Origin of the sequence: Neoaquamicrobium sediminum (assembly GCF_040970315.1) — a bacterium.
Taxonomy (GTDB): Bacteria; Pseudomonadota; Alphaproteobacteria; order Rhizobiales; family Rhizobiaceae; genus Aerobium; species Aerobium sediminum.
The window spans coordinates 244,173-268,484 of sequence record NZ_JAZHFV010000005.1 but is presented as its reverse complement, the minus strand read 5'-3'; the positions used below and the strand labels follow the sequence as shown (position 1 = coordinate 268,484).

Below are 24,312 nucleotides of genomic sequence, written 5' to 3'. Positions count from 1 at the left end.
CGCCCGGCTTCCTCGAGGCGGACGGCCGCAACATGTCGCGCGCCACGGTGCTGATGCTGATGGCGCCGTTCTTCGCGCTGGTCATCTTCGCATTTCTCTACCCGCTGGCGAACCTGCTTTCGATCTCAGTCCTTGAGCCGCAGCCGACGCTCGAGCATTACCAGCGCGTAGCCGAAAATCCCGTCTATGCCCGCGTGCTTTTCCGCACCTTGCAGATCGCGCTGCTGGTAAGCCTGCTGTCTCTTGCACTGTCGCTTCCCGTTGCCGTGCTCATGGCAAACTCGCGCGGCCCGAAGGCGATCTTTCTGACAGCCTGCATCCTGCTGCCGTTCTGGTCCTCTGTGCTGGTGCGGACTGCCGCATGGGCGATCCTGCTGCAGCGTAACGGCATCATCAATCAGACGCTCCAGTTCATCGGCATCACCGACGAACCCGTTCGGCTGCTCTACACGCAGGGCGCGGTGGTGGTCGCCATGACCCATGTGCTCATGCCGTTCATGGTGCTGCCGATCTACGGCGCGCTCAGGAACATCCCTGCCGACTATTCACGCGCGGCAGCGATCTGCGGCGCGGGGCCGCTGCGCACCTTCTGGGAGGTGACGCTGCCGCTCGCCATGCCGGGCATCATCGGCGGCTTCATACTCGTCTTCCTTACCGCGCTTGGCTACTTCATCACGCCGGCGCTGCTCGGCTCCCCGCAGGAGATGATGATCGCCACGCTGATCTCGCAGCAGATGCGCGAAAATCTCGACTGGCCTTTCGCCGCCGCGCTCGTCGGCGTGCTGACGCTGATCGTCACCGTCATCACCCTCGCTTTCAGCAAGGTCTTCCGCTTCGAACGGATGCTGGGAGGCCGCGTATGAACGCCCGCTCCCTCATCTTGAACGCGTATGTCTATGCGGTCCTGATCTTCATACTGCTGCCCATCGTCATCATCCTGCCGATGTCGGTCAGCGAATCCAACTATCTCGCCTTCCCGCCGGAAGGCTTCACGCTGCGCTGGTTCGAGGACTATTTCCACGACCGCCGCTGGATGGAGGCGACTTGGTTCAGCATCAGGATCGCGACCTTGACCGCGATCGCCACGGCGGTGATCGGCACGATGGCGACCTATGCGCTGGTTCGTGGTGCCGGCCGCATGGGAACGCTCTTCCAGACCCTGCTGATCGGCCCAATCGTCGTGCCCCATATAGCGCTAGCCGTCGCACTCTACCTGTTCTTCCAGAACACTGGACTATCCGGCACCACGCTTGGCTACGTCATGGCGCACTCGCTGATCGCCATGCCGTTCACCGTATTCACGGTGGCGGCCGCCCTGTCGAGCATTGACCCTGCGCTTGAGGATGCCGCCATGAGCTGCGGCGCCTCGCGCTTCACTGCGTTTCGTCTCATCACCTTGCCGATGATCCTGCCCAACGTGGTCTCGGGCGGCCTCTTCGCCTTCATCATCTCGTTCGACGAGCCGGTGATCGCGTTCTTTCTCGCCGGCATCCGCGACAAGACACTGCCGCGCATGATGTTCGACGACATCGAACAGAACCTGACGCCGGTGATCCCCGCGATCGCGGTCCTTCTGACACTTCTCTCCATCGCCGTGCTGATCGGCGCCGGCATGCTCAAGCGCATGGCCGACCGGCGCGGCGCTGGCGGATGAATCCTGAAGCATACAGGGGAACTCAGCAAAGGAGGCTGAAATGAAAATGAGGAACCATATCAAGGCGATGCTTGGTGCGACGCTGCTGCTCGGGGCAGCAGCACCGACGATGGCCGACGAGGTCGTCATCGCCACCACGGGCGGGCTCATGCGCAACATGCTGGAAGAGCATATGTACCTTCCCTTCCAAGAGGCGACCGGCACCGAGGTCATCCCGTTCGACATCGAGGTGCCGGACCAGTGGGCACGCGCCGAAGGCATGGTGCGCAGCGGCAACATCGAATTCGACATCGTCACCGCCACCGGTCCCGATCTTGTCGACAAGGCCGACATCCTGCTCGACATCCCCTGCGCGGACATGTCGAAAGTTGTCGAATTTGCACTCGAAGGCGCCTGCGAGGCCAAGGGCGTTGCCCGCACGACCGGCGGCATGGTTCTGACCTACAATGCCGAAGTGTTCGCCGACGAAGCGCCGAAGAACTGGGCGGATTTCTGGGACGTGGAGCGCTTCCCCGGACCGCGCGGCCTTCCAGACACCGGCGATCGCGACTGGTGGGTGCCTGCCGTGGCGCTGCTGGCCGACGGTGTCGCCAAGGAAGAGCTCTTTCCGCTCGACCTCGACCGCGCCTATGCGAAGCTGGACGAAATCCGCCCGCACATCGCCGTCTGGTGGAAAACCGGCAATCAGGTGCAGCAGATCATGCGCGACAATGAAGTCGTCATGACGATGTCCTATTCCGGACGCTCGCTGGCGACGATCAAGGATGGCGCTCCCTTCGCGATGGCTTGGGATGGCGCGCTGCGCGATACCGGCTATTTCGCGATCCTGAAGGATTCACCCAATCCAGAGGGCGCACTGGCCTTCATCGACTTCTTCTACGGCAACTCCGAAGGCCATCCGGAATTCATCCGCAATGTCGGCTATGCAACGTCGTCGACGGCGGGCCTCGCCCAGTTGCCGGAAGACGAACAGAAACTGTTCGCCACGTACCCGGCAAACTACGAGGTTCTCGTGAAGCCCGATTTCGAATGGATCGGCGCGAACCGCGACATGCTGCGCGAGCGCTGGACGGCGTGGCTGACGCAGTAAGGCCGCATCCCTCCCAGACTGGCGGCCGGCGTAATGCCGGCCGTCTCTTTTTTGGGCAGTTGCTTCAGTCGGCCAATGCGAGGAAGCGCGCCACCAGAAGTGGCTGCGGCTGCATCATCGCCAGCCCCGGCACCGTGCGGCAGCCGATCCTTCCGGCAGCGGCCAGCATCGGCGTGATCGCCGGAGTCATGATGACCTCCGCGACCGTGCTGGAAGACCTGAGGAGGCTAGACGACACGGGCATCGCGTCCCCTTCGTGCATGCCAAGAGACGTCGCATTGACCACGAGGTCGAAGGCTTTGTCCGGCAGGTCGGCCTCGTCGGCATGGACGTGAATATCGGCTTGCGGGTTTCGCTCGCGGATCGCATCGGCAACTTGCCTGGCACGCTCCATGTTTCGATTGAGGAGGTGGATCGGCCCTGCCCCTGCTCCAGCGAGCGCGAAGGCTATCGCTCGACCTACGCCACCGGCTCCAGCCTGCAGAACGGACTTGCCCCGGACTTCAACCTGATGTTCGGCCAGCCCCGCCAGGAAGCCTTCACCGTCTATATTGTGCCCGATCAGTCTTCCGTCGGCGTTGCGGCGCACGAAGTTGACCGCACCGATATCGCGCGCCGCGTCGGTTAATTCGTCAACGAGTTCCAACGCGGCAATCTTGTGGGGGATGGTGACGCCAAAGCCGACGATGTTGTCGATCCGGCGGATCATGTCCAGCATGCCGACAAGATCGCCGGGCTTGATCGACAGTGGCGACACGGCCACGTCGAGCTTCATGTCCGCAAAGGCACGATTGAGCACGTCCGACCCGACGATGTGGTCAACCGCATCGGCCAGGATGAACATGATCCGGGTTTTGCCGGTGATCTTCATCGGCTTCGTCTCAGCGTGGCATGGCGGCCGCGCCATAGGTTCCGTAGCGGGAATGTACATCCCTGAGTTCCTGCTCGTCGAGAAGCACCGGCTCCCCGATCTGGCAGGCAAGGATGTACTGCCTTGCCAGCGTTTCCAGCTTCACGGTCAGGTCGAGCGCATGCTGGAGGCTGCGGCCCATCGCGATCATGCCGTGGTTGGCCAGAAGACAGGCCAGATGCCCATCGATCGCCTCAAGCGCGACATCGGCCAGCCCCGGCGAACCAAAAGGCTGGTAGCGCGAGCAAGGGATCTCGTTGCCGCCGAAGCTCGCGATCATGTAGTGGAATGGCGGGATGGGCTTGCGCAGGCAGCTCAGCGCCACGCAGCAATCGGCGTGGGTATGCACCACCGCTTCCGCCTCCGGCCGGGTACGAAGAATCCCCGTGTGGAACCGCCATTCGCTGGAGGGCTTGCCAGCCCCGCGCACCACACCATCCAGCGAAATGTGCACGATCTCGTCAGCCGTCAGCCAGTTGCTGCGCCCCCCCGTCGGCGTGATCAGCGCGCCGTCGCCGAACCGCACGCTGACATTGCCGGCGCTGCCGTGGTTGAGGCCCTTGTCCTCCAGAAAACGGACCGCCTCCACAATGGCTTCGCGCGCGCTTTTTTCGTCGGGCTGCATGAGCTTCTCCTGGATGATATATCATAAGATATTCGAATTATCGTTCGCCGACAATCTTGATCGGGCAAATCAGCGCTATAACATTTCGCTCCTTGCTGGTAGAAATTCGAATTGACTATCATTTTGGAGGCTGTCGGCGATGCTCGGCATTGTGGCGGATGATTTCACCGGCGGACTGATGATTGCCGGCTACATAGAAGGTGCCGGCATCGCCTGCCCGGTGCTCTTCGACAAAAGTGAGTTGAACGCCATCGAGCCGGCGGGAGTCGTCGTCGTCGCTACCCGAACGCGCCTCATCCCCGCGGCGGAAGCCGTTGCGGAGGTTGACGATATTGCCGGACGCCTTGACGCAGCCGGATGCGACAAGGTCGCTTACAAGGTGTGCGCCAGCTTCGATTCCACGGACGACGGCAATATCGGCCCGGTTGCCGACCTGCTTGCCCGGCGCTATGGCCAGTCGCCATTGCTGCTCAGCGCCGGCTTCCCGCGCTTCGGCTCGACCGTCCACCAGGGCTATCTGTTCTACCGCAACCGGCTCGTCTCCGAATCCATCAAGCGCTTCGATCCGCTGACACCGATGACGGACCCTGACCTCGTGCGCGTGCTTTCACGGCAGACCAGCGCGAAGGTCGGCCTGCTGCCGCATGCCGTGCTGCACGCAGGTTACGATGCTGCCCAAGCTGCAATCGGGGCGCTTTCGGGCGACGGCGTGGATTACATCATGGTCGACTGCTCGGATGATTCCGACGCGCGGCTGAGCGCGCGGCTCGCCGCGCCGATGCGAACCACGGTCGGCAGCGATGCCCACATCATAGCGGTCGCGCAAGCCGTCGCGGAAAAGTCCGCTGCCGGAGCTACCCCTGTCCCCGCCCATGCCGATGGGCCGGCGGCCGTGCTGGTCGGCAGTGTCGGCCCGGTTGCAATGGCTCAACTTGGGGCTTTCGCGGCGCGGTATCCGGTCCTCACCCTCGACCTTCTCGACGAACGGCCTGAAGAAGCCATCATCGACGAAGCGCTACGCTGGGCAGGCACACACATGGGAGATGCTCCCTTCGCCGTCACCACCGCCGACGAAACAGAAGCCGTGGAGCGGGCGCAGAAAGCTCATGGCACGCTGCAGGCCGCGCGCAAGGCCGAGCGTTTGCTGGCAGGCATTGCCAGGGGTGTGGTGGATAGGGGCGTGCGCCGGCTGGTGGTTGCAGGCGGAGAGACCTCCGGATCGGTGGTCGAGGCACTGGGCGTGCGCCGGGTGCGCGCGCTGCCGGAATCGGAACTGGGAACCGGGTTCTGCATCGTGGAAACGCCGCTGCACCTGTCGCTCTTCCTCAAACCGGGTAAACTCGGCGCCGACGACGTACTTCTGCGTGCCGTTGACGCGATGCATGCATAGCCCGCAAGAAAAATGGAGCCCGCCGGTTTGACAGACGCCCAAGCGCCCCGCCCGGACTTCTCGCCGTCTCGCCCGATGCGCAAGCGTGGCGTCGAGCGCTACAACATTTTGCTGGACGCAACCGAGAGGCTGCTGGCCGACAGCAGCGACGAGGACATTTCGCTGGCGCAAATCGCCGACGCCGCCGAGGTGCCGCTCGCCTCCGTCTATCACTTCTTCCCGAATCGCAACGCCGCCTTCGTCGCGCTGGCCCTGCGTTTCAACGAGGAGATCTACCAGACTTCCATAACGCCGCTCACCGACCCCGAACCCCAGACGTGGCAGGAGCTGCTGCACATGATCCATGCCCGCGCTGCCGCGTTCCAGAACGGCAGGCCGGCAGCCTTGCGGCTGTTCCTTGGTGCCGGCGTCAGCGTGGCCGTCCGCAACGCCGATCTGTCCGGCAACGCCCGCATCGCCCGCAGCCGCGAACGCTTCTTCGAAGCCTATTTCCACATACCCTTCATTCCCGATTTCGTCGAAAGGCTCGAGGTCGCCGGCGCCAGCATGGACGGCATCTGGGCGCTTTCCTACGGCCGGCATGGCCACGTCACGGAACACTATCGCCAGGAAGCGACTGCCGGCGCCATCGATTATCTGCGCCGTTTCCTGCCGGAATTCCTGCCGCGCAAGCCGCTGACGCAGAAGGCGCTGGAGCGTATATTCATCCCCATCGAGCACATGGCGGCAAACCCCTTCGCGCGTTGAAGCGCGTCAGCCGGTCAGCGGAAAGTGGCACGCGGCACTGGTGCCGCCAGCCTTGGGGGTGAGCGCGGGCTCGCGCTCGGCGCAGAGTGATTGCGCACGCGGGCAGCGCATGCGGAAGCGGCAACCTGACGGCGGCGAAGCCGGGCTTGGAACATCCCCCTCCAGCACCTGGCGCGCGCGGGCGCGTTCCTTCTGCGGGTCCGCCAGCGGCACGGCCGACAAAAGTGCGCGCGTATAGGGGTGGCTCGGCGCGTCGTAGAGAGCGTCGCGGTGGCCGATCTCCATCACCTTGCCGAGATACATCACCGCCACCCGGTCGCACAGATGATGCACGACCGACAGGTCGTGGGCGATGAACAGGTAGGAGAGCCCGAACTGGTCCTGAAGGTCCTTGAGCAGATTGAGCACGCCGGCCTGGATGGACACGTCGAGCGCTGACACAGGTTCGTCGAGGATGATGAGCTCGGGTTTCAGCGCGAGCGCGCGCGCGATGCCGATGCGCTGCCGCTGCCCGCCGGAAAACTCGTGCGGATAGCGGTCCGCGTGTCCGGGGTCGAGCTTCACCAGGCTGAGCAGTTCGTCCACGCGCGTACGTTTCTGCGCGGCCGACATGCCGACAAGGCGCAGCGGCTCGGCAATGATGTCGCGCGTGGTCATGCGCGGATGAAGCGATGCATGCGGGTCCTGAAAGACGAACTGGATGCGCGCCCGCAGCGGCCGCATATCCCGCTGATCGAGTGTGGCCAGATCGACGCCACCGAACTGGATTTCGCCTGAAGTGGGTTTCAGCAGCCGCGAAACGCAGCGCGCCAGCGTTGACTTTCCACAACCGGACTCGCCGACAAGACCCAGCGTCTCGCCGCGCATGATGTCGAAGCTGACATCCGAGACGGCGCGCACTGCGCCCGTCGGACGGCTGAACAGCCCGCCTCGAACGGGAAATTCCTTGACCAGATTGCGAACGGACAGCAGCGGCGCGCGCTCAGCGTCCGTCAGCCCGTCATGGCCGTGTGCGACGGGATCAAGCATCGGCGCCGCTCAACTGCATGAGCGCGGTCGAAACCAGCTCTTCCGCACGGTGGCAGGCGACCGTCACCGCCCCCACCTCCCGCAAGGCCGGACGCTCGGTGCGACACTGTTCCACCGCATGGGCGCACCGCGGATGAAAGGAGCATCCGGTTGGCCGCGCGCTGATCGGCGGCGGCGAACCGGGAATGGCGGTGAGCCTGTCCACCCGCGTGCCGGCTTGCGGCAGGCTTGCAAGCAGCCCTGCGGTGTAAGGATGGTGCGGCGCTGCAAACACGTCATCCACCGAGCCACGCTCCACCACCCGCCCCGAATACATGATCGACAGGCTGCGCGCGGCGCCCGCCACCACGCCGAGATCATGCGTGACCAGAACGATGCCCACGCCCTTGTCGCGCCGCAGCCGTTCCAGCAGTTCCATGATCTGCGCCTGGATGGTGACGTCCAGCGCAGTGGTCGGCTCGTCGGCGATCAGCAGGTCTGGTTCGTTGGCCATCGCCATCGCAATCACGGCGCGCTGGCGCATGCCGCCGGAGAACTCGTGGGGGTATTGGGTGGCTCTCCGTTCGGGTATCGGGATTGCGACCAGCCGCAGCAGCTCGACAGCCTGCTCGCGCGCCTGTGTCCGCCCGACCTGCGGCTTGTGGATGCGGATCGCCTCGGCGATCTGGTCGCCGACCGTCAGCAACGGGTTCAGCGCCGTCATCGGATCCTGAAAGATGTAGCCGATGCGGGCGCCGCGTATCCTGCGCATCTGGCGATCACTCAGCCCGACAAGTTCCCGCCCGTCGAGCCTGATGGAGCCAGAAAGCCGCGCGCCCGGCGACAGCAGGCCCATCACGGCCAGCATGGTTACGCTTTTGCCCGAGCCGGATTCGCCGACGACGCCGTGCAGCTCGCCCGCGTTGACCGTAAGGTCGACGCCGCTGACCGCCTCCAGCGCTTCGCCGTGGCGACCCGCGAAGGCAACGCTGAGATCGCGTATCTCAAGAAGCGGCGCGGTCATTTCGACCTCGGGTCGAGAAAATCGCGCAACCCGTCGCCAAGGAAGTTGAAGCCCAGCACGATGGAAAGGATGGCAATGCCCGGCCCGGCCGCGATCCACCAACGGTAGAAATGCAGCGCGCCGTCCGAGATCATCTGGCCCCATTCCGGCGTCGGCGGCACCGCCCCGAGGCCGATGAACGACAGGCTGGCGGCCAGCAGCACCACCTGGCCGAAATCCATGGTCGCGTTGACGATGATCGGGCTCCAGCAAAGCGGCAGGATGTGTTTTGTCAGTACGCGCGGCCTGGTGGCCCCGGCCGCTATCGCGGCCTCGACATGCTCGCGCTCTCGAACCGACAGCACCTGCGCGCGCATCAACCTTGCGTAAATCGGCCACCAGACGATGACCATGGCGATCGCGGCGTTGCCGAGGCCAGGCCCCAGTGCGGCCGTCACCGCCATGGCAAGCAGGATCGGCGGGAACGATAGCGTCACGTCGACCAGCCGCATGATGATGCTGTCGACGAGGCCGCCCACGAACCCGGCGATCGCCCCAAGCGTTCCGCCGATCAGCACGGCGCAGAAGATCACCAGCGCGGCGATCGGCAAGGAATGGCGCACACCGTAGAGCGTGCGCGTCAGCACGTCGCGTCCCAGCGCGTCGGTCCCCAGCCAGTGCGAGGCGTTTGGCGGCTGGAAGCGCCCACCCGCAAGCATGGTCGGATCGTAGGGCGTCCATAGCGGGATGGTTATGCCCACGACGACCCACAACAAGACGATGATCCCGCCGAAGACGACCGGAAGCGTCGCCCAGTGCGGCAGGATCGCCCGCCGCCCTGCGTTGCGCGTCACGGCGGCGCTCATGAACTCTCCTGCTGCGAGAGTTTCACCCGCGGATCCACCAGTGCATAGGCAATGTCGGTCAAAAGGTTGGAAATGAGGAAGGCGGCCCCGCCGACGATGGTCACACCGACGATCGCCGGATGGTCGAGGCCCCGCGCGGCGGCCACCGCATAGGAACCGATGCCCGGCCAGGAGAAGATCGTTTCGGTCAGGATCGCGCCGGTGATCAGATAGGCGAAGGAGAAGCCGAGGATCGTCAGCGTCGGCAGCATGGCGTTGCGCAGCGCATGATGGATCAGCACCCGAAGCGGGCCAGCCCCCTTGGCGCGCGCCGCAAGGATGTATTCCTGGCTGAGAACGTCGAGCATCGAGGCGCGCACCATCCGCGACACGATACCGGTCACGGTCCAGCCGAGCACGCTGGCAGGCAGCACGAGGTGCAGGAGCACGCTGCGGAATCCGGCCCAGTCGCCGGCCAGCAGCGCGTCGACGGTGTAGAAGCCGGTGACGAAAGGCGGAGCGACGGCTCGCGTGTCGATACGTCCCGGCCCCGGCAGCCAGCCGAGCTGGACCGAGAAGATGAAAAGGACGAGCAGACCGGACCAGAAGACCGGCGCCGACGCGCCGACGAGGGCGAAGAGCCTGGCGATATTGTCGATCGGCCCGTCGCGGAAGCGCGCCGCCAGAACGCCCAGCACGACACCGAATATCGTGCCGAGAAACATCGCTGCGATCACCAGTTCCAGCGTCGCGGGCAGGCGCACCATCAGGTCCTGCGCAACCGGCTGGCGGGTGCGGAAGGAGGTGCCCATGTCGCCGGTCACGAGGTTGCCGAGGTAGATGAGGTAGCGCTCGGGCAGCGAGCGATCGAGGCCCCACCGCTCCCGCGCGGCCTCGACCACCGCAGGATTGTTCATCTGCCGTTCGCCGATGATCGATGTCAGGGGATCGGCGGCGGTGAAGTAGGTGAGCAGGAAGGCGACCGTTATCACCCCCAGCAGAAGCAGGGGCATCGCGATGAGACGCCTGACGATATATGTCGTCATCCCGATGCCCCTTTGCAGGCCGTGCGTTTACTTGCGGCCGATCTCTGCCAGCGGCAGGTTGCAGCACGCGCTGTAGCGTACGCCTTCGATCTCGCTGCGGTAAGCCAGAATGAGGTTGGGGCTTACCACCGGCACGATGATGCGGTCCTTGATCATCTCCAGCGCGATCTCGCTATAGAGCCGGTTCATCTCGTCTCCGGAGGCAGCGAGCGCCTGCTGGAAAAGGTCTACCTCACTCTTGTTGACGAGATCGACCTTGCCCTGTCCGCTGGCGTTCCGCTCCCAGTAGGTGTCGGGCAGCATGCCGAAGAACTGCACATACTGGGCCGAACCGTAATAGTCAGGGGCGTAGAATCTGGCACTGAACGGAATGCCCGGATTGGCGATCTGCTCACGCCATACGGCCGAAGCTACCGGCTGGATGTTGATCTTCACATTGATGCGCGCGAGATCCTGCTGGATCTTCTGCATCAGCAAAGTCAGATCGACACCGTAGACGTTGAGGGAAGCGACCGTAATGTCGAGCGTAAAGCCGTCCTCAAGCCCCTTCGAGGCGAGGATTTCGCGCGCCTTGTCGAGGTTTTCCTCCGGCATCGGCAGGCCTTCGGTCCCCGGGAAGCCGTTGGGGATCGGCGAAGCCTGCAGCTCGCCCTCGCCGCCGACGGTGAAGTCGATCGCGCCCTGGTAGTCGATCGCGTAGGCGAGCGCCTGCCGCACCTCCAGATCGAGCATGTCGCCGCCCTCGGCACCCGGCGAGAACATCACATAGATGAAGTTGTAGGACGGCACGGTCTCGATCGTGATGTCGGGCGAATTGATCGTTGAAGCGGTATCCGGATCGACCTGCATGGCAATGTCGGCGCCGCCGCTCTGCAGCATCTGTGCCTGGGACACGGCATCGGCGACGTGATCGATGACGATCTCGCCGATCGGCGGCGCATCCCCCCAGTAATTCTCGTTCACGCGAAAGCGCAATTCGTCGTCCGGCCGGTAAGTGTCGAGCACATAGGGGCCGCTGCCGGCCGAGTTTGCCAGGAACCAGGTCTCCGCCTGGTCCGCCGAAGAGGCGTCTTCACCCGCGGTCGCGCCGTTTTCGGATGCAACGTCGCTATTGATGATGCCGACATAAGGCGCGGCCAGAATGCCGATGAACTCCGAGTTCGGGCTTTCCATGTTGACGATGACGGTCTTCTCATCCGGCGTCTCGATGGACGCCACCCCGTTCATCATGAAGGATGGATCGGCCTGCAGGTTCTTGAGCCGCTCGAAGGTCCATTTGACGTCCTTCGCCTCGACCGGGCTGCCATCGGAAAACACCGCTTCCGGATCGAGCTTGAAGGTGAACTGCGTCTGGTCCTCATTGGAGGTCCATTCCGTCGCGAGAAGCGGCTCGACCGAGCGATCGTCGGCGGCCAGCTTCACGAGCCCCTGATATGTGGAGCTCAGATATATCTGACACGTGTCACAGAAGGCCCGGTGCGGGTCGAGCGAGTTGATCTCGAGATTGCGCGCGATGACGAGCGGCTGGTCCTGCGCGGCAGCCGGCCCGGACAGGATGGCGGCGGCGCCGGCACCTGCAAGCAGAAGTGTGCGTATTCCGGTTCTCATGACAGTCTCCCATTGTTTTTGGTCGTTAGGGTCCCGCTGACCTGTCTTTTTTCTTCTTCGGGACCCGCCAGTGCCTAGTTGATCTTCTGCAAAAGCTCCCTTGCGACCGCCGTCACACCGTCGGCATCGAGCCTGTAATGCGCATAGAGCGCGGCCGGCGGCCCGATCAGCGAGAACTCGTCGAGTATCCCGTGCCTGCGGAAGGGAATCCGCTCTTCGTCGACCAGCACCTCTGCGACGGCCGAACCGAGCCCTCCGATGATATTGTGCTCTTCCACCGTCAGGATCGCGCGTGTGTCGCGCGCCGCTGCCCGAATGGCCTCTTCATCGAGCGGCTTGATCGTATGCATATCGATGACCCGTACGCTGACACCGTCTGCGGCCAGGCGGTCGGCCGCTGCGAGCGAAGCATGGACCTGAGAACCGGTCGTGACGATCGTCAGGTCGCTGCCCTCGCGCAGCTTCGTAGCCTTGCCGAAAGCGAAATCCGCGGGCACGTCCTGATAGACCTCTGCGTCGCGGCCACGGCCGAGGCGGATATACATCGCGCCCGGATGATCCACCGACGCGCGCAATATCGCGCGCAACTGGTTGGCATCAGCCGCGCAGACCACTGTCAGGTCGGCCACGCTGCGCATCATGCCGAGGTCTTCGGTGGAGTGGTGGCTGGTACCGTAGAACCCCATCGAGATGCCCGAATGGTGTCCGATGATCCGCACCGGCATGCGCGGATAGGCACAATCCGTCTTGATCGCCTCGGCGCCCAGGATTGCCGCGAACGATGCAAATGTCGCGACATAGGGCACGAGCCCGCAGGAGGCCATGCCGGCTGCGGCGGTGATCATGTTGCGCTCCGCAATGCCGAAATCGATGAAGCGATGCGGATGGCGGTTGGCGAAGTCGCGCGTGCGGCTCGAGTTGGCGAGATCGGCGGTGGCGACGACGATACGCGGGTCGGTCTCTGCCAGGTCCGCCAGTTCGTCGCCAAGAATGAATGCCGGCATCGACTTTGCCGGCGTGCCGCGCACGGACTTTTCGTCCTTCAACCGAAGCTCGTTGTCGTCGCCGCGAAAGAGTGTGCTCTGGTCCTGTCCTGCCGCGCCCATCATGCCTTCTCCGTTTCGAGAGGCTGGAGCCCGGCCTCGATCTCCGACCAGGCATCGTCGTAGTCGGCGCCGACGAGGTTGCCGACGTGCCAGTCGAGCGACAGCTCCATGTATTTCACACCGCGTCCTTTGATCGTATCGGCGATGATCATCTGCGGCTTGCCCTCCCCCGCCGGCTTCAGCGCGCCGAGCGTTTCGAGGATCGTCGGCAGGTCGTGCCCGTCGATGCGCGTGACCTCCCAGCCGAACGAGCGGAAACGGTCATCCAACGGCTCGACGGACATGACCTTTTCCGTCGGCCCGTCGATCGAAAGCTGGTTGCGGTCGACGATGCCGACGAGCCCCTGTAGCTTGAAATGGCCCGCGGCCATCGCCGCTTCCCAGATCTGCCCCTCGTTGAGCTCACCATCGCCAAGCATGCAATAGGTGCGGTAGTCGCGGCCCGCGACCCTGCCCGCGAGCGCCATTCCCAGCGCAACCGAAAGGCCGTGCCCCAGCGAACCGGACGAAAAGTCGATGCCGGGAATCTTCTTCATGTCCGGATGATCGCCGAACGCACTGCCCAGCCGGGTGAAATCATCGAGCTTGGAGGGCGGATAAAAGCCGAGATCGGCCAGCACCGGATAGAGACCGATGGCTGCATGCCCCTTGCTCAGCACGAAGCGGTCGCGATCCTCCCATTTCGGGTTGGTCGGATCGATACGCAGATGCGCGTAATACAGCGCGGAGAAAAGCTCGGCCGCCGAGAACGTGCTGGAATAGTGCCCCGCCCCGGCGATACGCGTCAGGCGAAGCGTTTCAAGCCGGATGAATTTGGCTCGATCCGCAAGATGGGCCACCGAGAAATTCCGGCGGTCGGCATGGTGCGACTGGGCGTTCACGGCAATACACCTCCATAAGATACATGATATATCTAACGCAAGTCCGGTCAACCAGCTTTCGCTGCCAACTCCTCGTGAACGTGCGCAACGGCCTTGAATGCCTCCTCGGTGATCTCCAGCGTCTCATCGATGATCTCGCTGGTGTGGGCCGCCGACAGGAACATCGTGTGCGTCGGATGGAAGTAGACGCCGCGATTGAGCGCTTCGACGCAGAACCGGCTGCCGAGACTGCGATCCTCGTCGCCCTCGAACAGGAAAACCGGCATCTGCGCCGGCCCGCTCTGCCGCAGCGCCAGGCCGTATTTCCGTGCCTGTGCCTGCAGCCCCGCACGAAGGCGCTCGCCCGACGCGCTCATCAGGCCAACCGCATCCGTGTTCCGCAGTTTGGTGATCGTGGCGATCGAGGCCGCCATCGAAACGCCCGCTGTCCAGAATGAGCCAGTCGTGAAAATCGACCTCGCGCCTTCGCGGAAGCGATCATTGCCGGTAACCGCGGCAAGCGCGCGGCCATTGGCGATAGCCTTGCTCCATGCCGAGAGATCGGGCTTCACGCCGACCAGCTCCCAGCTACCGCCCATGTCGAGCCGGAAACCCGCGCGCACGTCATCCACGATCAGCGCGGCGTCGGCCTCGTCCGCGACCCTGCGCGCGGCATGCGCGAATGCGCGCTCGGGCAGCACGTGGTCCTTGCCGAGGTCGTGCTTGAAGGCGGATACGATGATGGCCGCGAGATCGCCTTTTACCGATCCCGCCGCCTCCTCCAAGCTGGCCGCGTCGTTATAGTCGTAATAGACCAGATGGGCGCGATCCTCTTCGGTGACGCCTGCAACCGAGGGCGTGCACCATGGAATCGCCCCGTGATAGGCGCCGCGCGCCACCAACACCTTGCGCCGTCCGGTTCCGGCCCGGGCAATCGTCACGCAGGCCGTTGTGGCGTCCGTGCCGTTCTTCGAGAACATCGCCCAGTCGGCATGCGCGACCGTATCGACCATGAGTTCGGCGAGTTCGACCAGCCGCGGTGTCGGCCCATTGAGCCCGTCGCCCTGCGCCCGCTGGCGCGCCGCGGCTTCCTCGACATCGGGATCGCCATAGCCGAGGATCATCGGCCCCCAGGCGCACATGTAGTCGATATAGCTGCGGCCATCCGCGTCCCAGATGCGGCAGCCTTCGCTGCGCGAAAAGTATTGCGGATAGCCGACCGGCACACGGGTGGCATTCTGGTGCCCCCACATCCCGCCGGGGATGACCTTGGCCGCGCGCGCCCTGAGTGCCGCATCGATAGATTGCTGATCCATGTTTCCTGCCCGCATCGCATTGCTCATTAACTTGATATATCATGTATCTCATTATGACAAGCGTTCGCCGTGATGACTCGACCAAGATGCTGGACCTGCCAAAACCCCCAATGGTAGGTACGATGGAATGCGGGCGTTCCGCGCTGGAGTTTGACGATTACATGCAAGGCCCACCGGACATTCAGTCGAAGAGCCTCTCCGCTCAGATATACGCCCAATTGAAGTATCAGCTCATGGCCGCGCGCCTCCAGCCAGGTGACCGGTTGAAGATACGGGACATGGCGCAGAGCCTTGGAACAAGCGAGACGCCGGTGCGCGAGGCGCTGCTTCAGCTAGTGCGCGACGGCGCGCTGGAAATGAAGCCGGGTTACTACATTCGCGTGCGCCGGCTGACCTTGCGCGAATACCTGGAACTCCGCGAGATCAGGCTGCTTCTCGAGCCCCACGCGGCATTAAAGGCCCTGCCGAACGTGGACGATGCCTTCATCGCCGAACTCGAACAGATTCATGAGACCTTGATCCGAGCCGAACTGGAGAAGGACTATCCAACCGCGCTGCTGGCCAACTACGAGTTCCACTTCTCTGTCTATCGCAGATCGGAAATGCCTCAGCTCATAGACATTCTCGAACGGCTGTGGGTCCAGATCGGACCGCTGCTCAACTTCCTCTACCCGTTCGGCCACCCGAGCTACGACGGACCACACCAGCATCTGAATGTGATTGCCGCGTTGCGGAACCGGGATGCGGACGCACTGGCCGATGCATTCCGCGACGACCTGATCGAAGGTGGCCGCAGCTTCCTGAAATACCTCGAAAGCATCGAGCCCGAAAAACAACCCTGAGGCCGATGGGCAAACAGGTCGATTGAAACCCGTACCGCTCTCTGGCATTGCGTCATCCGCTACCGCGCGTGGACGCACGACATGCGGTGGAGGGGATAAAGCATCATGAATGAAGCCGCATATATCGACTGGATCGGCGTCGATTGGGGCACCACCAACCTGCGAGCCTGGGCCATGCGGGGCAGCGAAGTCGTGGCCACTGCCGCCGCCTCGATCGGTATGGCGAGCCTCACGCGCGACGGGTTCGAGCCGGCGCTGCTGAATGTCATTGAAAAATGGCTCGCCGCGAGCAGAATGACACCGTTGCCCGTCATTGCCTGCGGCATGGTCGGCGCCCGCCAGGGATGGCAGGAGGCACCATACGTCGCCGTGCCCTGCGCGCCCTTGGTGCGCGACGCGATGATCCCCGCGACCTGCAAGGACAGCCGCATCACCGTCACGATCATCCACGGACTGAGCCAGGCGAACCCGGCAGATGTGATGCGTGGCGAAGAAACTCAGATCGCCGGCCTTCTCGCCATGGACCCGGATTTCGAGGGCCTGGCCTGCCTGCCAGGAACGCACAACAAGTGGGCATTCATCCGCGGCGGAGAGATCGAACGCTTTCGCACATTCATGACGGGCGAACTGTTCGACATAATCGCAAGGCAATCGGTCCTGCGTCACGCGTTGGGCGACGCCTCGGCGTTCGACGATGAAGCTTTCGACGCGGCCGTGCTACAGGCAGCCGCAGACCCAGCGGCACTTTCAGCCGCCCTGTTTTCGATCCGCGCCGCATCGCTGCTCGACGGAATCGCACCGGATGTCGCTCGCGCCCGCCTGTCCGGGCTGCTGATCGGACTTGAGATTGCCGCGCTCGGCGACGAAGTTCGCACCGCCAGGCCGGCCATCGTCGGTTCGCACACGCTATCCAGCCTTTATGAACGCGCTATCCGGCTCAACGGCGGCGATGCGCAGCGGCTGGACGGCGATGGTCTGGCGCGCGCAGGCCTGCAAATGGCTCATGACCTCATGATTGTGGAGAAGACGAATTGACCTTGCCGCTGATCGCTATCCTGCGGGGCATCCTGCCCGAAGAAGCCCGCGACGTTGCCGAGGTGCTGATCGGCGCCGGCATCACGCGCATTGAGGTGCCACTCAATTCGCCCGATGCGCTGCGTTCGATCAACACCATGTCGAAAGCCTTCTCCGCAGTCGCGGAAATCGGGGCGGGAACCGTGCTGACGCTCGACGAGGTACAGTCCGTCGCCGATGCAGGGGCCAGCTTCGTGGTCTCGCCCAACTGCGAGCCAGCAATCATAGAGCGCACCCGCGCACTGGGCCTTGGCTCCTTTCCCGGCGTGTTCACGGCGAGCGAATGCTTCTCGGCCCTGAGATCCGGAGCGACCGCTTTGAAGATTTTTCCGGCCAATGTCATGCGGCCCGAGGGGCTTTCCGCCTTGCGTGCGGTGCTGCCTGCAGGCGCCGAAATGTACCCCGTCGGAGGCATTGGCCCAGACGACTTCGCAGCCTGGCGGCGAGCGGGAGCCACCGGCTTCGGCCTCGGCTCCTCGCTGTTCAAGCCCGGCTTCTCGTTGGACCGCATCGCCGACGAGGCTGCGCGCAGCGTAGCGGCATGGCAATCGTCGGCTGATCCGACCTGAGCGTGCAAACGCGGCTTTCAACCGTTCCGACGAAAGGATTGATATGACCGATCGTGTGGACTTCCTGCTGCTGTCCGATCTTCACGTCTCGCACCGGCCTTTGGCGGAAGCAGGCTTGTTGACCGACACGAGCCGGACGCTTGAAGAGGTTGTTGCCTGTGTCGACAAATTTGCGAAGAAGCCGGCGTTCATCGTCATCGCCGGCGACCTCACCAACCATGGCGAGCCTGATGCCTATCGCAAGCTGGGCAAATTGCTGGAACCCCTGTCGCTACCGATGGTCATGGCGCTCGGCAATCACGATACGCGGCCGGGCTTCCGGTCCGTCATGCTCGCACAACCGGGTGACCCGGATGCGCCCTACTTCCACGACACGGTCATCGCCGGCGTGCATGTGATTGTACTCGATTCCAGCATTCCCGGCCGCATTTCGGGAGCGCTGGGCGACGAACAGTTCGCGTTTCTTGAAGCCGCGCTGAAGCGCGAACCGGACATCCCGAAGGTAGTCGTGTGCCACCATCCGCCACATCTCCAAGACGGCGACGCCGGCTGGCACAGCCTCGATGCCGTAAGCAGTGCCCGGCTTGCGGAAATCGTGGGCGGCGGTCGGGTCGCCGCAATACTGTCAGGCCACGTGCATCATGACAGCGTGATACACTGGCATGGCGTTCCAGTCGTCATCGGCACCGGCCTCCATAACGCTGTCGACACGACCTACATTGCCGGCCTGCGTGTTGTTGATGGCGCCGGTTTCACGATCTGCACCCTGAGACCGAGCGGACTTGCAGCAACCTTCGTCCCTCTCGCGCGCAGCCGGGCCGAACTGGCGATCCACGATCTGGCGATGCTGGATGCCATGGACCGCGCGGGCGGTCACCGCTGACTACGTGGCAGGCACGACCTGAACCGTGCCCTCCCAGGCACCTTCGGCAACCAGCGAGAACACCACCTCACGACACAGTGCCTCAACCGCTTGCACCGCATGTGGCGCCGGCTTGTCGCCGGGACGTGCCAGATGAACCTCCCGCTGCACGACCGGGTTGACGATTGACCAGCGACGAAGGCGTTTCGCTTCCAGTTCGGCTGCAACGGCATGCAGCGGCAGAATCGAAAAGCCGACCCCGCGCTCGACGAGGAGCTTGATGGCCGCATAGGAATCGACATCGATTTCGCTGTTGAGTGAAGCGTTGCGCGACAATGCGAGGCGCTCCAGCATCTCACGCAGTCCATGCGCGCGGCCGGGCAGTATCAACGGCAGCTCGATCGCGTTTCCGAAGTCGATCGACGATCCATGCGGCCGCGCCGGACCTGATCTGGAGCCGGCCGGACCAAGAAGGCAAAGCTCCTCCACGCACAGACATTCCGACGCAAGCCTCCGGTCGACCGCGGGAATGTACAGGATCGCGAGGTCCACATGGCCGGCGCGCAGCCAGTCCAGTACGAAGCCGCTCATCGCCTCTGCGATCCGCAGCTTGATTCCGGGGTATCGTTGCCGAACGGCCAGGATAAGCGGCACCGCCAGCTTCTGGCTGATCGTGCCTGGAATGCCGATATGCACCTCGCCCCGCGGCTCGGCGGCGTGCCCGCGCACCTCTGCCTCCGCCGTGGCGACTTGCTCGATCACCAGCCGTGCATTGCGCAGCAAGGTCGTCCCCGCCTCCGTCGGCATCACGCCCTGTGCGCTCCGCAAGAGCAATTGCATGCCAAGGTCCGCCTCCATGTTGCGGACATGGGCACTGAGGGCCGGCTGCGCGATGTTCAGAACCTGCGCCGCTCGCGAGAACGACCCTTGTTCCACGATCGCCACGAAATAGCGCAACTGTCTCAGGTCCAACGCCACCTCCGATAAGAGTCCGTCTCAAGCACGCATCCTTGCGACGGCCGGAGCGAAAACTTTCAAGCGTTTTCATCGTCGCAGATATAACATTATCCTATAGACACCGACGCAAAACCCTATTTCCCTTCTGTGGTCCTGCTATTCATGCTTGGGAGCTGCATGAGGAAAAACATATGACAGTGCCAGCGCCGTCCCAGATCACCCAGCGCTTGGCTGCATTCGCAGCGGCTCTGCATTATGACGCGCTGCCACCGGAGGTCCCCTTGCGGGCCAGCGATCTGGTGACCGATCTGGTTGGCAGCATCGTACGTGCCGGCGCGGAATCAAATTCCACCCCCGCACTCCTGGCCATGGCGGCCCGTCTCAGCATCGACGGTCCCGGCGAGATCACCGTGTTCGGTTTCAACCGTCGCTACACGCCCGCTACCGCGGCCCTTTTCAACGGCATGCTCGGCCATTCGCTCGACTTCGACGACACGCATTCCGACAGTTCCACCCATCCGAGTGCACCGGTCGTTCCCGCAGCCCTTGCTGCTGCGGAGATGACTGGCTGCAGCGGGCGGGAAGCGCTCAGCGGCATCGTAGCCGGCTATGAGGTGATGATACGCATCGGCAACGCGCTCGATCCGACCGCGCATTACGCGCGCGGCTTCCACCCGACTGCGACGGCCGGCGTCTTTGGCGCGGCGGCGGCAGCCGGGCGCATCTTCGGCCTCGACGCGCAACAGATCGCCTCGGCATTTGGGGTGGCGGCAAGCCAGGCCGCCGGCTCGCTTCAGTTCCTCGTCAACGGCGCCTGGAACAAGCGTTTCCAGGTTGGGGCAGCCGCCATGAACGGGCTGATCGCCGCGTCACTCGCGCGCGAAGGGTTTCTCGGCGCAGCCGACGCGATCGAGGGCAAGCACGGCCTGTTGGTCGGTTACACCGACGGCGCCGATCCCGAACGCGCCGTTGCCGGACTGGGCTCCGTCTGGGAGACGATGAACATCGGGCTCAAGCCTTACCCGACATGCCGCTACACGCATGCCGCTATCGACGGGCTCGTGGCACTGCGCACAGAACTTGGCCTCACGACGGAACAGGTGAAATCCGTCACGGTAGGCCTCCATCGAAACGGCATAACATTGACCGGAACACCCCTGGAAGAAAAGCGCAGGGTGCGCGGCATCGTCGAAGGTCAGTTCTCCATGCCGTTTGCGGCCGCCGTGGCGCTGACGTTGGGCCGTTTCGGCTGGGACGACTACGCGTTGCTGGCCAAGCCCGAAATCGACGCGCTTTGCGACCGGGTCGACGTCATCCGCGACGAAAGCCTCGAGGGCCTGCGCCACCCGTTCGGTGCGACGCTTGAGGTTACGACACCGCAAGGAACCATTAGCCGCCGCATCCCCGATCCGTCCGGTGAACCGGATACCTTCCCGTCGCCCGAGGCGCGGGCCGCCAAGTTCATGACCCTTACGCGACCGGTGCTGAACGATGACGCAGCGATGCTGCATGAACGACTCTCGCGTCTGGCCGACATGCCGACGCTGCGAGAGCTAGGAGGACAAGCAAACATATGAACAGCGCCGCAACCGAATACCGTGAAATCCGCGAAGAGGTCGCCAAGCTCTGCGCGGAGTTTCCCGGCGAATACTGGCAGAAGCTCGATCGTGAGCACGCTTATCCGAGCGAATTCGTCCAGGCACTCACGCAAGCGGGCTATCTCGCAGCGCTGATTCCCGAGGAATATGGCGGCGCTGGGCTGCCGCTGTCGGGGGCCGCTGCGATCCTGGAAGAAATCCAGCGTGCCGGCGGCAATGGCGGCGCATGCCACGCGCAGATGTATATCATGGGTGCGATCCTGCGGCACGGCTCGGAAGAGCAGAAGCGGGAATACCTGCCACGCATCGCCAGCGGCGAACTGCGCCTGCAGGCCTTCGGCGTCACCGAGCCGACCAGCGGCACCGACACCACGTCACTGCGCACGACGGCGCGACGCGAAGGCGACGAATATGTCATCAACGGCCAGAAGATCTGGACCTCCCGCGCGGAACATTCCGACCTCATGCTGCTTCTGGCACGCACCACCCCGCGCGACCAGGTGGCCAAGAAGACTGACGGGCTTTCGGTGTTCATCCTCGACATGAACGAGGCGAAGACCGCAGGCCTGACGATCCGCCCAATCCGCACCATGATGAACCACGCGACGACCGAGGTGTTTTTCGAGAATGTGCGCGTGCCTGCCCGCAACCTCGTCGGCGAGGAGGGCAAGGGGTTCCGCTATATCCTGTCGGGCATGAACGCGGAGCGCATCCTGATCGGCGCCGAGTGCATCGGCGATGCCAAGTGGTTCATCGACAAGGCCCGCGGCTACGCCTGCGAGCGCGTCGTCTTCGGCCGGCCTATCGGCCAGAACCAGGGCATCCAGTTCCCGATCGCCAGGGCACATGCCCAGATGCGCGCCGCCGAACTGATGGTCCACCACGCGGCCCAGCTCTATGAGGCCGGCGAACAATGCGGAGAGGAAGCCAACATCGCCAAGATGCTCGCCGCCGAGGCGTCCTGGGCGGCCGCCGAAGCATGCGTGCAGACCTATGGCGGCTTCGGTTTCGCGGAGGAGTACGACGTGGAGCGCAAGTTCCGCGAAACGCGCCTCTATCAGGTGGCGCCGATCTCGACCAATCTGATCCTGAGTTACATTGCCGAGCATGTTCTCGGCATGCCACGGTCGTATTGATGGGCACCGACGACATCGACATCGAACATCTGCGCGGCTGGATCGGCAGGCAGCGGACGCTCGAAGACACGATCACGCCGCGTCTCGCCGCCAGTCTCGCCGCCATCCTCGATGAGAGAGTGGATTTCACCGAGGGCGCGCCGGCGCCCACCGGCATCCACTGGTGCCTATGCCCCGACATCGCGCCGATGTCGGGGCTGGGCCCGGATGGCCATCCCGCGCGCGGTGACTTCCTGCCGCCGGTTCCCTTTCCCCGCCGCATGTGGGCGGGCGGCGAGCTTCGGTTCAGCAGCGAGTTCCGCGTATGTGACCGCGTGACGCGCATCTCGCGCATCGACGATGTCTCGGTGAAGCACGGACGCTCCGGTTCGCTCTGTTTCGTGCAGGTCTCGCACCGATACGAAACGCCGCGCGGACCCGCGTTGAGCGAGCGCCACGACATCGTCTATCGCCAGATGGAAAGCGCGCCAGCTGCATCGAAGGCGCCCGCACCGCAGACGCGAGAGGCTGCCCGCCGCATCAGCGTCTCGGCCGATCCGGTGCTGTTGATGCGCTACTCGGCGGCAACCTTCAACGGCCACCGCATCCACTACGATCGCGACTATTGCGCAAACGTGGAAGGTTACCCGGGGTTGATTGTGCATGGCCCGTTGCAGGCGACCCTGCTCCTCAATCTGTCAAGGCAGGAGAATGGTGGTGCCTATCCCGCCAGCTTCGCGTTCCGAGGCGTATCGCCGCTCTTCGACGGCCAATCTTTCACCGTCAACGCAGGCCGTGGCGCCCCGCTCGAGCTGTGGGTCGCGGATGCTTCCGGCAAGACCACCATGACGGCGACCGCGACGCTTTCGTCCGATGCCGGCGAACAGCCAACGGTGCCAGCATGACCGCTCTGGAGGGTAAGCTCGTCATTACCATCGAACAGGCGGTGGCAGCCCCTTTCTGTACCTCGCGGTTGGCCGACGCGGGCGCTCGCGTCATCAAGGTCGAGCGCCCCGAAGGCGATTTCGCACGCGGCTACGACAAGGCCGCCAACGGTTTGTCGAGCTATTTCGTCTGGCTCAACCGTGGCAAGGAATCGGTGGTCCTCGACCTTAAGGACGCTGGCGATCGTGAGCTGCTCCTGCGCATGATCGAGCGGGCCGACGTACTTGTCCAGAACCTGAAGCCCGGCTCTCTCGATCGCATGGGGCTGGGTCCACAAGCGCTGCTCGCACGAAACCCTGGGCTGGTCTGCTGCTCGATCAGTGGCTACGGCGACACAGGTCCGTATTCCGGACGCAAGGCCTACGACCTTCTCATCCAGGCCGACAGCGGTCTGTGCAGCATTACCGGCGGGCCGGAATCAGCGGCGCGCGTTGGCATCTCGCTGGTTGACATCGCGACCGGCGCAACCGCTCATGCCGCAATCCTGGAGGCCCTGCTTCAGCGGGATCGTACCGGCAGGGGGGTGGACATCCGAATTTCGATGTTCGACGTCATCGCCGACTGGCTTGCGGTGCCGTTCCTGCACGCACGCGCCGGCACGCCACCGCAGCGCATCGGGCTCGCCCACCCATCGATATCGCCCTACGGCGTATTCAGCACCCGCGACGGGCGAGAAGTCCTCGTGTCGATCCAGAACGACCGCGAATGGGCGATCTTCGCGCGCGACGTGCTTGCGCGCCCCGACATGGCGGCCGATCCGGACTTTTCCACAAACAATGGACGGGTCCAGAACCGCGCGGCAGTCGATGCGGCGGTAGCCAAGCGTTTCGCGGCACTGGATCACGATGAGGCGGTCAGATTGCTCGTCGAGACGGACACTGCCTTTGCCGACGTCAACGGCATCGGCGATCTCCTGACCCACCCACACCTGACCCAGACGGACATCGACACCGAAACCGGGCCGCAGACAGTTCCCGCGCCGGCGGCGGTCAGGGATGGTGAGCGCCATGTCGCCCGTCGCGTGCCCGGCCTTGGTGCCGACAGCATGGCAATCCGGCAGGAATTCGCGCCTGCACCTCACCGCTGAACCGCAGTTAGGAGCAGGCCACCGATCTCGCTACCAGTCCGATCACCTCGGTGAT

24 protein-coding genes are annotated in these 24,312 nt (G+C 63.9%); 13 read left to right on the top strand and 11 right to left on the bottom strand.

What is annotated here, in order from left to right; all coding sequences use genetic code 11:
- Positions 1-32 precede the first annotated feature (32 nt).
- From V1479_RS16500 to V1479_RS16490, 3 genes are read left to right on the top strand one after another with little or no spacing between them, the layout of a single operon-like run.
- Positions 33-863 carry an ABC transporter permease gene (locus tag V1479_RS16500; protein ID WP_376769225.1) on the top strand — a complete coding sequence of 277 codons (831 nt, stop codon included), beginning with the start codon at positions 33-35 and terminating at the stop codon, positions 861-863.
- On the top strand, positions 860-1,654 hold the full coding sequence (locus tag V1479_RS16495; protein WP_368803879.1) for an ABC transporter permease: 795 nt from the start codon (positions 860-862) through the stop codon (positions 1,652-1,654). The genes V1479_RS16500 and V1479_RS16495 overlap by 4 nt, the downstream gene beginning before the upstream one ends.
- A 46-nt stretch (positions 1,655-1,700) precedes the next feature.
- Positions 1,701-2,744: an extracellular solute-binding protein gene (locus tag V1479_RS16490; protein ID WP_368803953.1), complete on the top strand. Its 1,044-nt coding sequence runs from the start codon at positions 1,701-1,703 to the stop codon at positions 2,742-2,744.
- Between the two features lie 64 nt (positions 2,745-2,808).
- Here V1479_RS16490 and V1479_RS16485 read toward each other — a convergent pair whose 3' ends face one another.
- Both V1479_RS16485 and V1479_RS16480 read right to left on the bottom strand, forming a co-directional pair.
- On the bottom strand, positions 2,809-3,615 hold the full coding sequence (locus V1479_RS16485; RefSeq protein ID WP_368803878.1) for a shikimate dehydrogenase family protein: 807 nt from the start codon (positions 3,613-3,615) through the stop codon (positions 2,809-2,811).
- Positions 3,616-3,625: 10 nt separating this feature from the next.
- Positions 3,626-4,279: a class II aldolase/adducin family protein gene (locus V1479_RS16480; protein WP_368803877.1), complete on the bottom strand. Its 654-nt coding sequence runs from the start codon at positions 4,277-4,279 to the stop codon at positions 3,626-3,628.
- A gap of 139 nt (positions 4,280-4,418) precedes the next feature.
- Here V1479_RS16480 and V1479_RS16475 point away from each other — a divergent pair, with 139 nt between their 5' ends.
- Both V1479_RS16475 and V1479_RS16470 read left to right on the top strand, forming a co-directional pair.
- Positions 4,419-5,669 (top strand): four-carbon acid sugar kinase family protein, encoded by a 1,251-nt coding sequence (locus V1479_RS16475; protein WP_368803876.1) that lies wholly within the window; start codon positions 4,419-4,421, stop codon positions 5,667-5,669.
- Positions 5,670-5,696: 27 nt separating this feature from the next.
- The gene (locus tag V1479_RS16470) at positions 5,697-6,416 is read left to right on the top strand and encodes a TetR/AcrR family transcriptional regulator (protein ID WP_368803875.1); all 720 of its coding nucleotides are present in this window, start codon (positions 5,697-5,699) and stop codon (positions 6,414-6,416) included.
- A 6-nt stretch (positions 6,417-6,422) separates the two neighbouring features.
- Here V1479_RS16470 and V1479_RS16465 read toward each other — a convergent pair whose 3' ends face one another.
- The 8 genes from V1479_RS16465 to V1479_RS16430 all read right to left on the bottom strand — a co-directional run bounded on the left by V1479_RS16465 (position 6,423) and on the right by V1479_RS16430 (position 15,223).
- Positions 6,423-7,445, bottom strand: coding sequence for an ABC transporter ATP-binding protein (locus tag V1479_RS16465; protein WP_368803873.1), 1,023 nt, complete (start codon positions 7,443-7,445; stop codon positions 6,423-6,425).
- Positions 7,438-8,448, bottom strand: coding sequence for an ABC transporter ATP-binding protein (locus V1479_RS16460; RefSeq protein ID WP_368803872.1), 1,011 nt, complete (start codon positions 8,446-8,448; stop codon positions 7,438-7,440). Before V1479_RS16460 ends, V1479_RS16465 begins: the two co-directional genes overlap by 8 nt.
- The gene (locus tag V1479_RS16455; protein WP_368803871.1) at positions 8,445-9,293 is read right to left on the bottom strand and encodes an ABC transporter permease; all 849 of its coding nucleotides are present in this window, start codon (positions 9,291-9,293) and stop codon (positions 8,445-8,447) included. The genes V1479_RS16460 and V1479_RS16455 overlap by 4 nt, the downstream gene beginning before the upstream one ends.
- Positions 9,290-10,318 carry an ABC transporter permease gene (locus V1479_RS16450; RefSeq protein WP_368803870.1) on the bottom strand — a complete coding sequence of 343 codons (1,029 nt, stop codon included), beginning with the start codon at positions 10,316-10,318 and terminating at the stop codon, positions 9,290-9,292. The genes V1479_RS16455 and V1479_RS16450 overlap by 4 nt, the downstream gene beginning before the upstream one ends.
- Positions 10,319-10,345: 27 nt before the next feature.
- Positions 10,346-11,926 (bottom strand): ABC transporter substrate-binding protein, encoded by a 1,581-nt coding sequence (locus tag V1479_RS16445; RefSeq protein ID WP_368803869.1) that lies wholly within the window; start codon positions 11,924-11,926, stop codon positions 10,346-10,348.
- A 74-nt stretch (positions 11,927-12,000) separates the two neighbouring features.
- Positions 12,001-13,035 carry a transketolase family protein gene (locus tag V1479_RS16440; RefSeq protein WP_368803867.1) on the bottom strand — a complete coding sequence of 345 codons (1,035 nt, stop codon included), beginning with the start codon at positions 13,033-13,035 and terminating at the stop codon, positions 12,001-12,003.
- Complete coding sequence (locus tag V1479_RS16435; RefSeq protein WP_368803865.1) at positions 13,032-13,913, bottom strand: transketolase; 882 nt, start codon at positions 13,911-13,913, stop codon at positions 13,032-13,034. The genes V1479_RS16440 and V1479_RS16435 overlap by 4 nt, the downstream gene beginning before the upstream one ends.
- 47 nt (positions 13,914-13,960) lie before the next feature.
- A complete protein-coding gene (locus tag V1479_RS16430) occupies positions 13,961-15,223 on the bottom strand; it encodes an aminotransferase class III-fold pyridoxal phosphate-dependent enzyme (protein ID WP_438620607.1) in 1,263 nt (420 codons plus the stop codon).
- 71 nt (positions 15,224-15,294) lie between these two features.
- Between V1479_RS16430 and V1479_RS16425 the strand changes: the two genes are divergently transcribed.
- The 4 genes from V1479_RS16425 (at position 15,295) to V1479_RS16410 (ending at position 18,576) form a co-directional block, all read left to right on the top strand.
- Positions 15,295-16,050 (top strand): GntR family transcriptional regulator, encoded by a 756-nt coding sequence (locus V1479_RS16425; protein WP_368803862.1) that lies wholly within the window; start codon positions 15,295-15,297, stop codon positions 16,048-16,050.
- Between the two features lie 105 nt (positions 16,051-16,155).
- Positions 16,156-17,085, top strand: coding sequence for a 2-dehydro-3-deoxygalactonokinase (locus tag V1479_RS16420; protein ID WP_368803861.1), 930 nt, complete (start codon positions 16,156-16,158; stop codon positions 17,083-17,085).
- The gene (locus V1479_RS16415; protein WP_368803860.1) at positions 17,082-17,693 is read left to right on the top strand and encodes a 2-dehydro-3-deoxy-6-phosphogalactonate aldolase; all 612 of its coding nucleotides are present in this window, start codon (positions 17,082-17,084) and stop codon (positions 17,691-17,693) included. Before V1479_RS16420 ends, V1479_RS16415 begins: the two co-directional genes overlap by 4 nt.
- Before the next feature lie 43 nt (positions 17,694-17,736).
- On the top strand, positions 17,737-18,576 hold the full coding sequence (locus tag V1479_RS16410; protein ID WP_368803859.1) for a metallophosphoesterase: 840 nt from the start codon (positions 17,737-17,739) through the stop codon (positions 18,574-18,576).
- Here V1479_RS16410 and V1479_RS16405 read toward each other — a convergent pair whose 3' ends face one another.
- Positions 18,577-19,527, bottom strand: coding sequence for a LysR family transcriptional regulator (locus V1479_RS16405; RefSeq protein WP_173194804.1), 951 nt, complete (start codon positions 19,525-19,527; stop codon positions 18,577-18,579).
- A 176-nt stretch (positions 19,528-19,703) separates the two neighbouring features.
- On the opposite strand from V1479_RS16405, the gene V1479_RS16400 reads away from it, so the two are divergent.
- The 4 genes from V1479_RS16400 to V1479_RS16385 are packed head-to-tail and all read left to right on the top strand — an operon-like array spanning position 19,704 to position 24,257.
- Positions 19,704-21,089, top strand: a complete 1,386-nt coding sequence (locus V1479_RS16400; RefSeq protein WP_368803858.1) for an MmgE/PrpD family protein — start codon at positions 19,704-19,706, stop codon at positions 21,087-21,089.
- Entirely contained in the window at positions 21,086-22,246 is a 1,161-nt protein-coding gene (locus tag V1479_RS16395) for an acyl-CoA dehydrogenase family protein (protein WP_368803857.1), read from the top strand. Before V1479_RS16400 ends, V1479_RS16395 begins: the two co-directional genes overlap by 4 nt.
- Complete coding sequence (locus tag V1479_RS16390; protein WP_368803856.1) at positions 22,246-23,130, top strand: HTD2 family dehydratase; 885 nt, start codon at positions 22,246-22,248, stop codon at positions 23,128-23,130. Before V1479_RS16395 ends, V1479_RS16390 begins: the two co-directional genes overlap by 1 nt.
- On the top strand, positions 23,127-24,257 hold the full coding sequence (locus V1479_RS16385; protein ID WP_368803855.1) for a CaiB/BaiF CoA transferase family protein: 1,131 nt from the start codon (positions 23,127-23,129) through the stop codon (positions 24,255-24,257). The genes V1479_RS16390 and V1479_RS16385 overlap by 4 nt, the downstream gene beginning before the upstream one ends.
- Positions 24,258-24,312 lie beyond the last annotated feature (55 nt).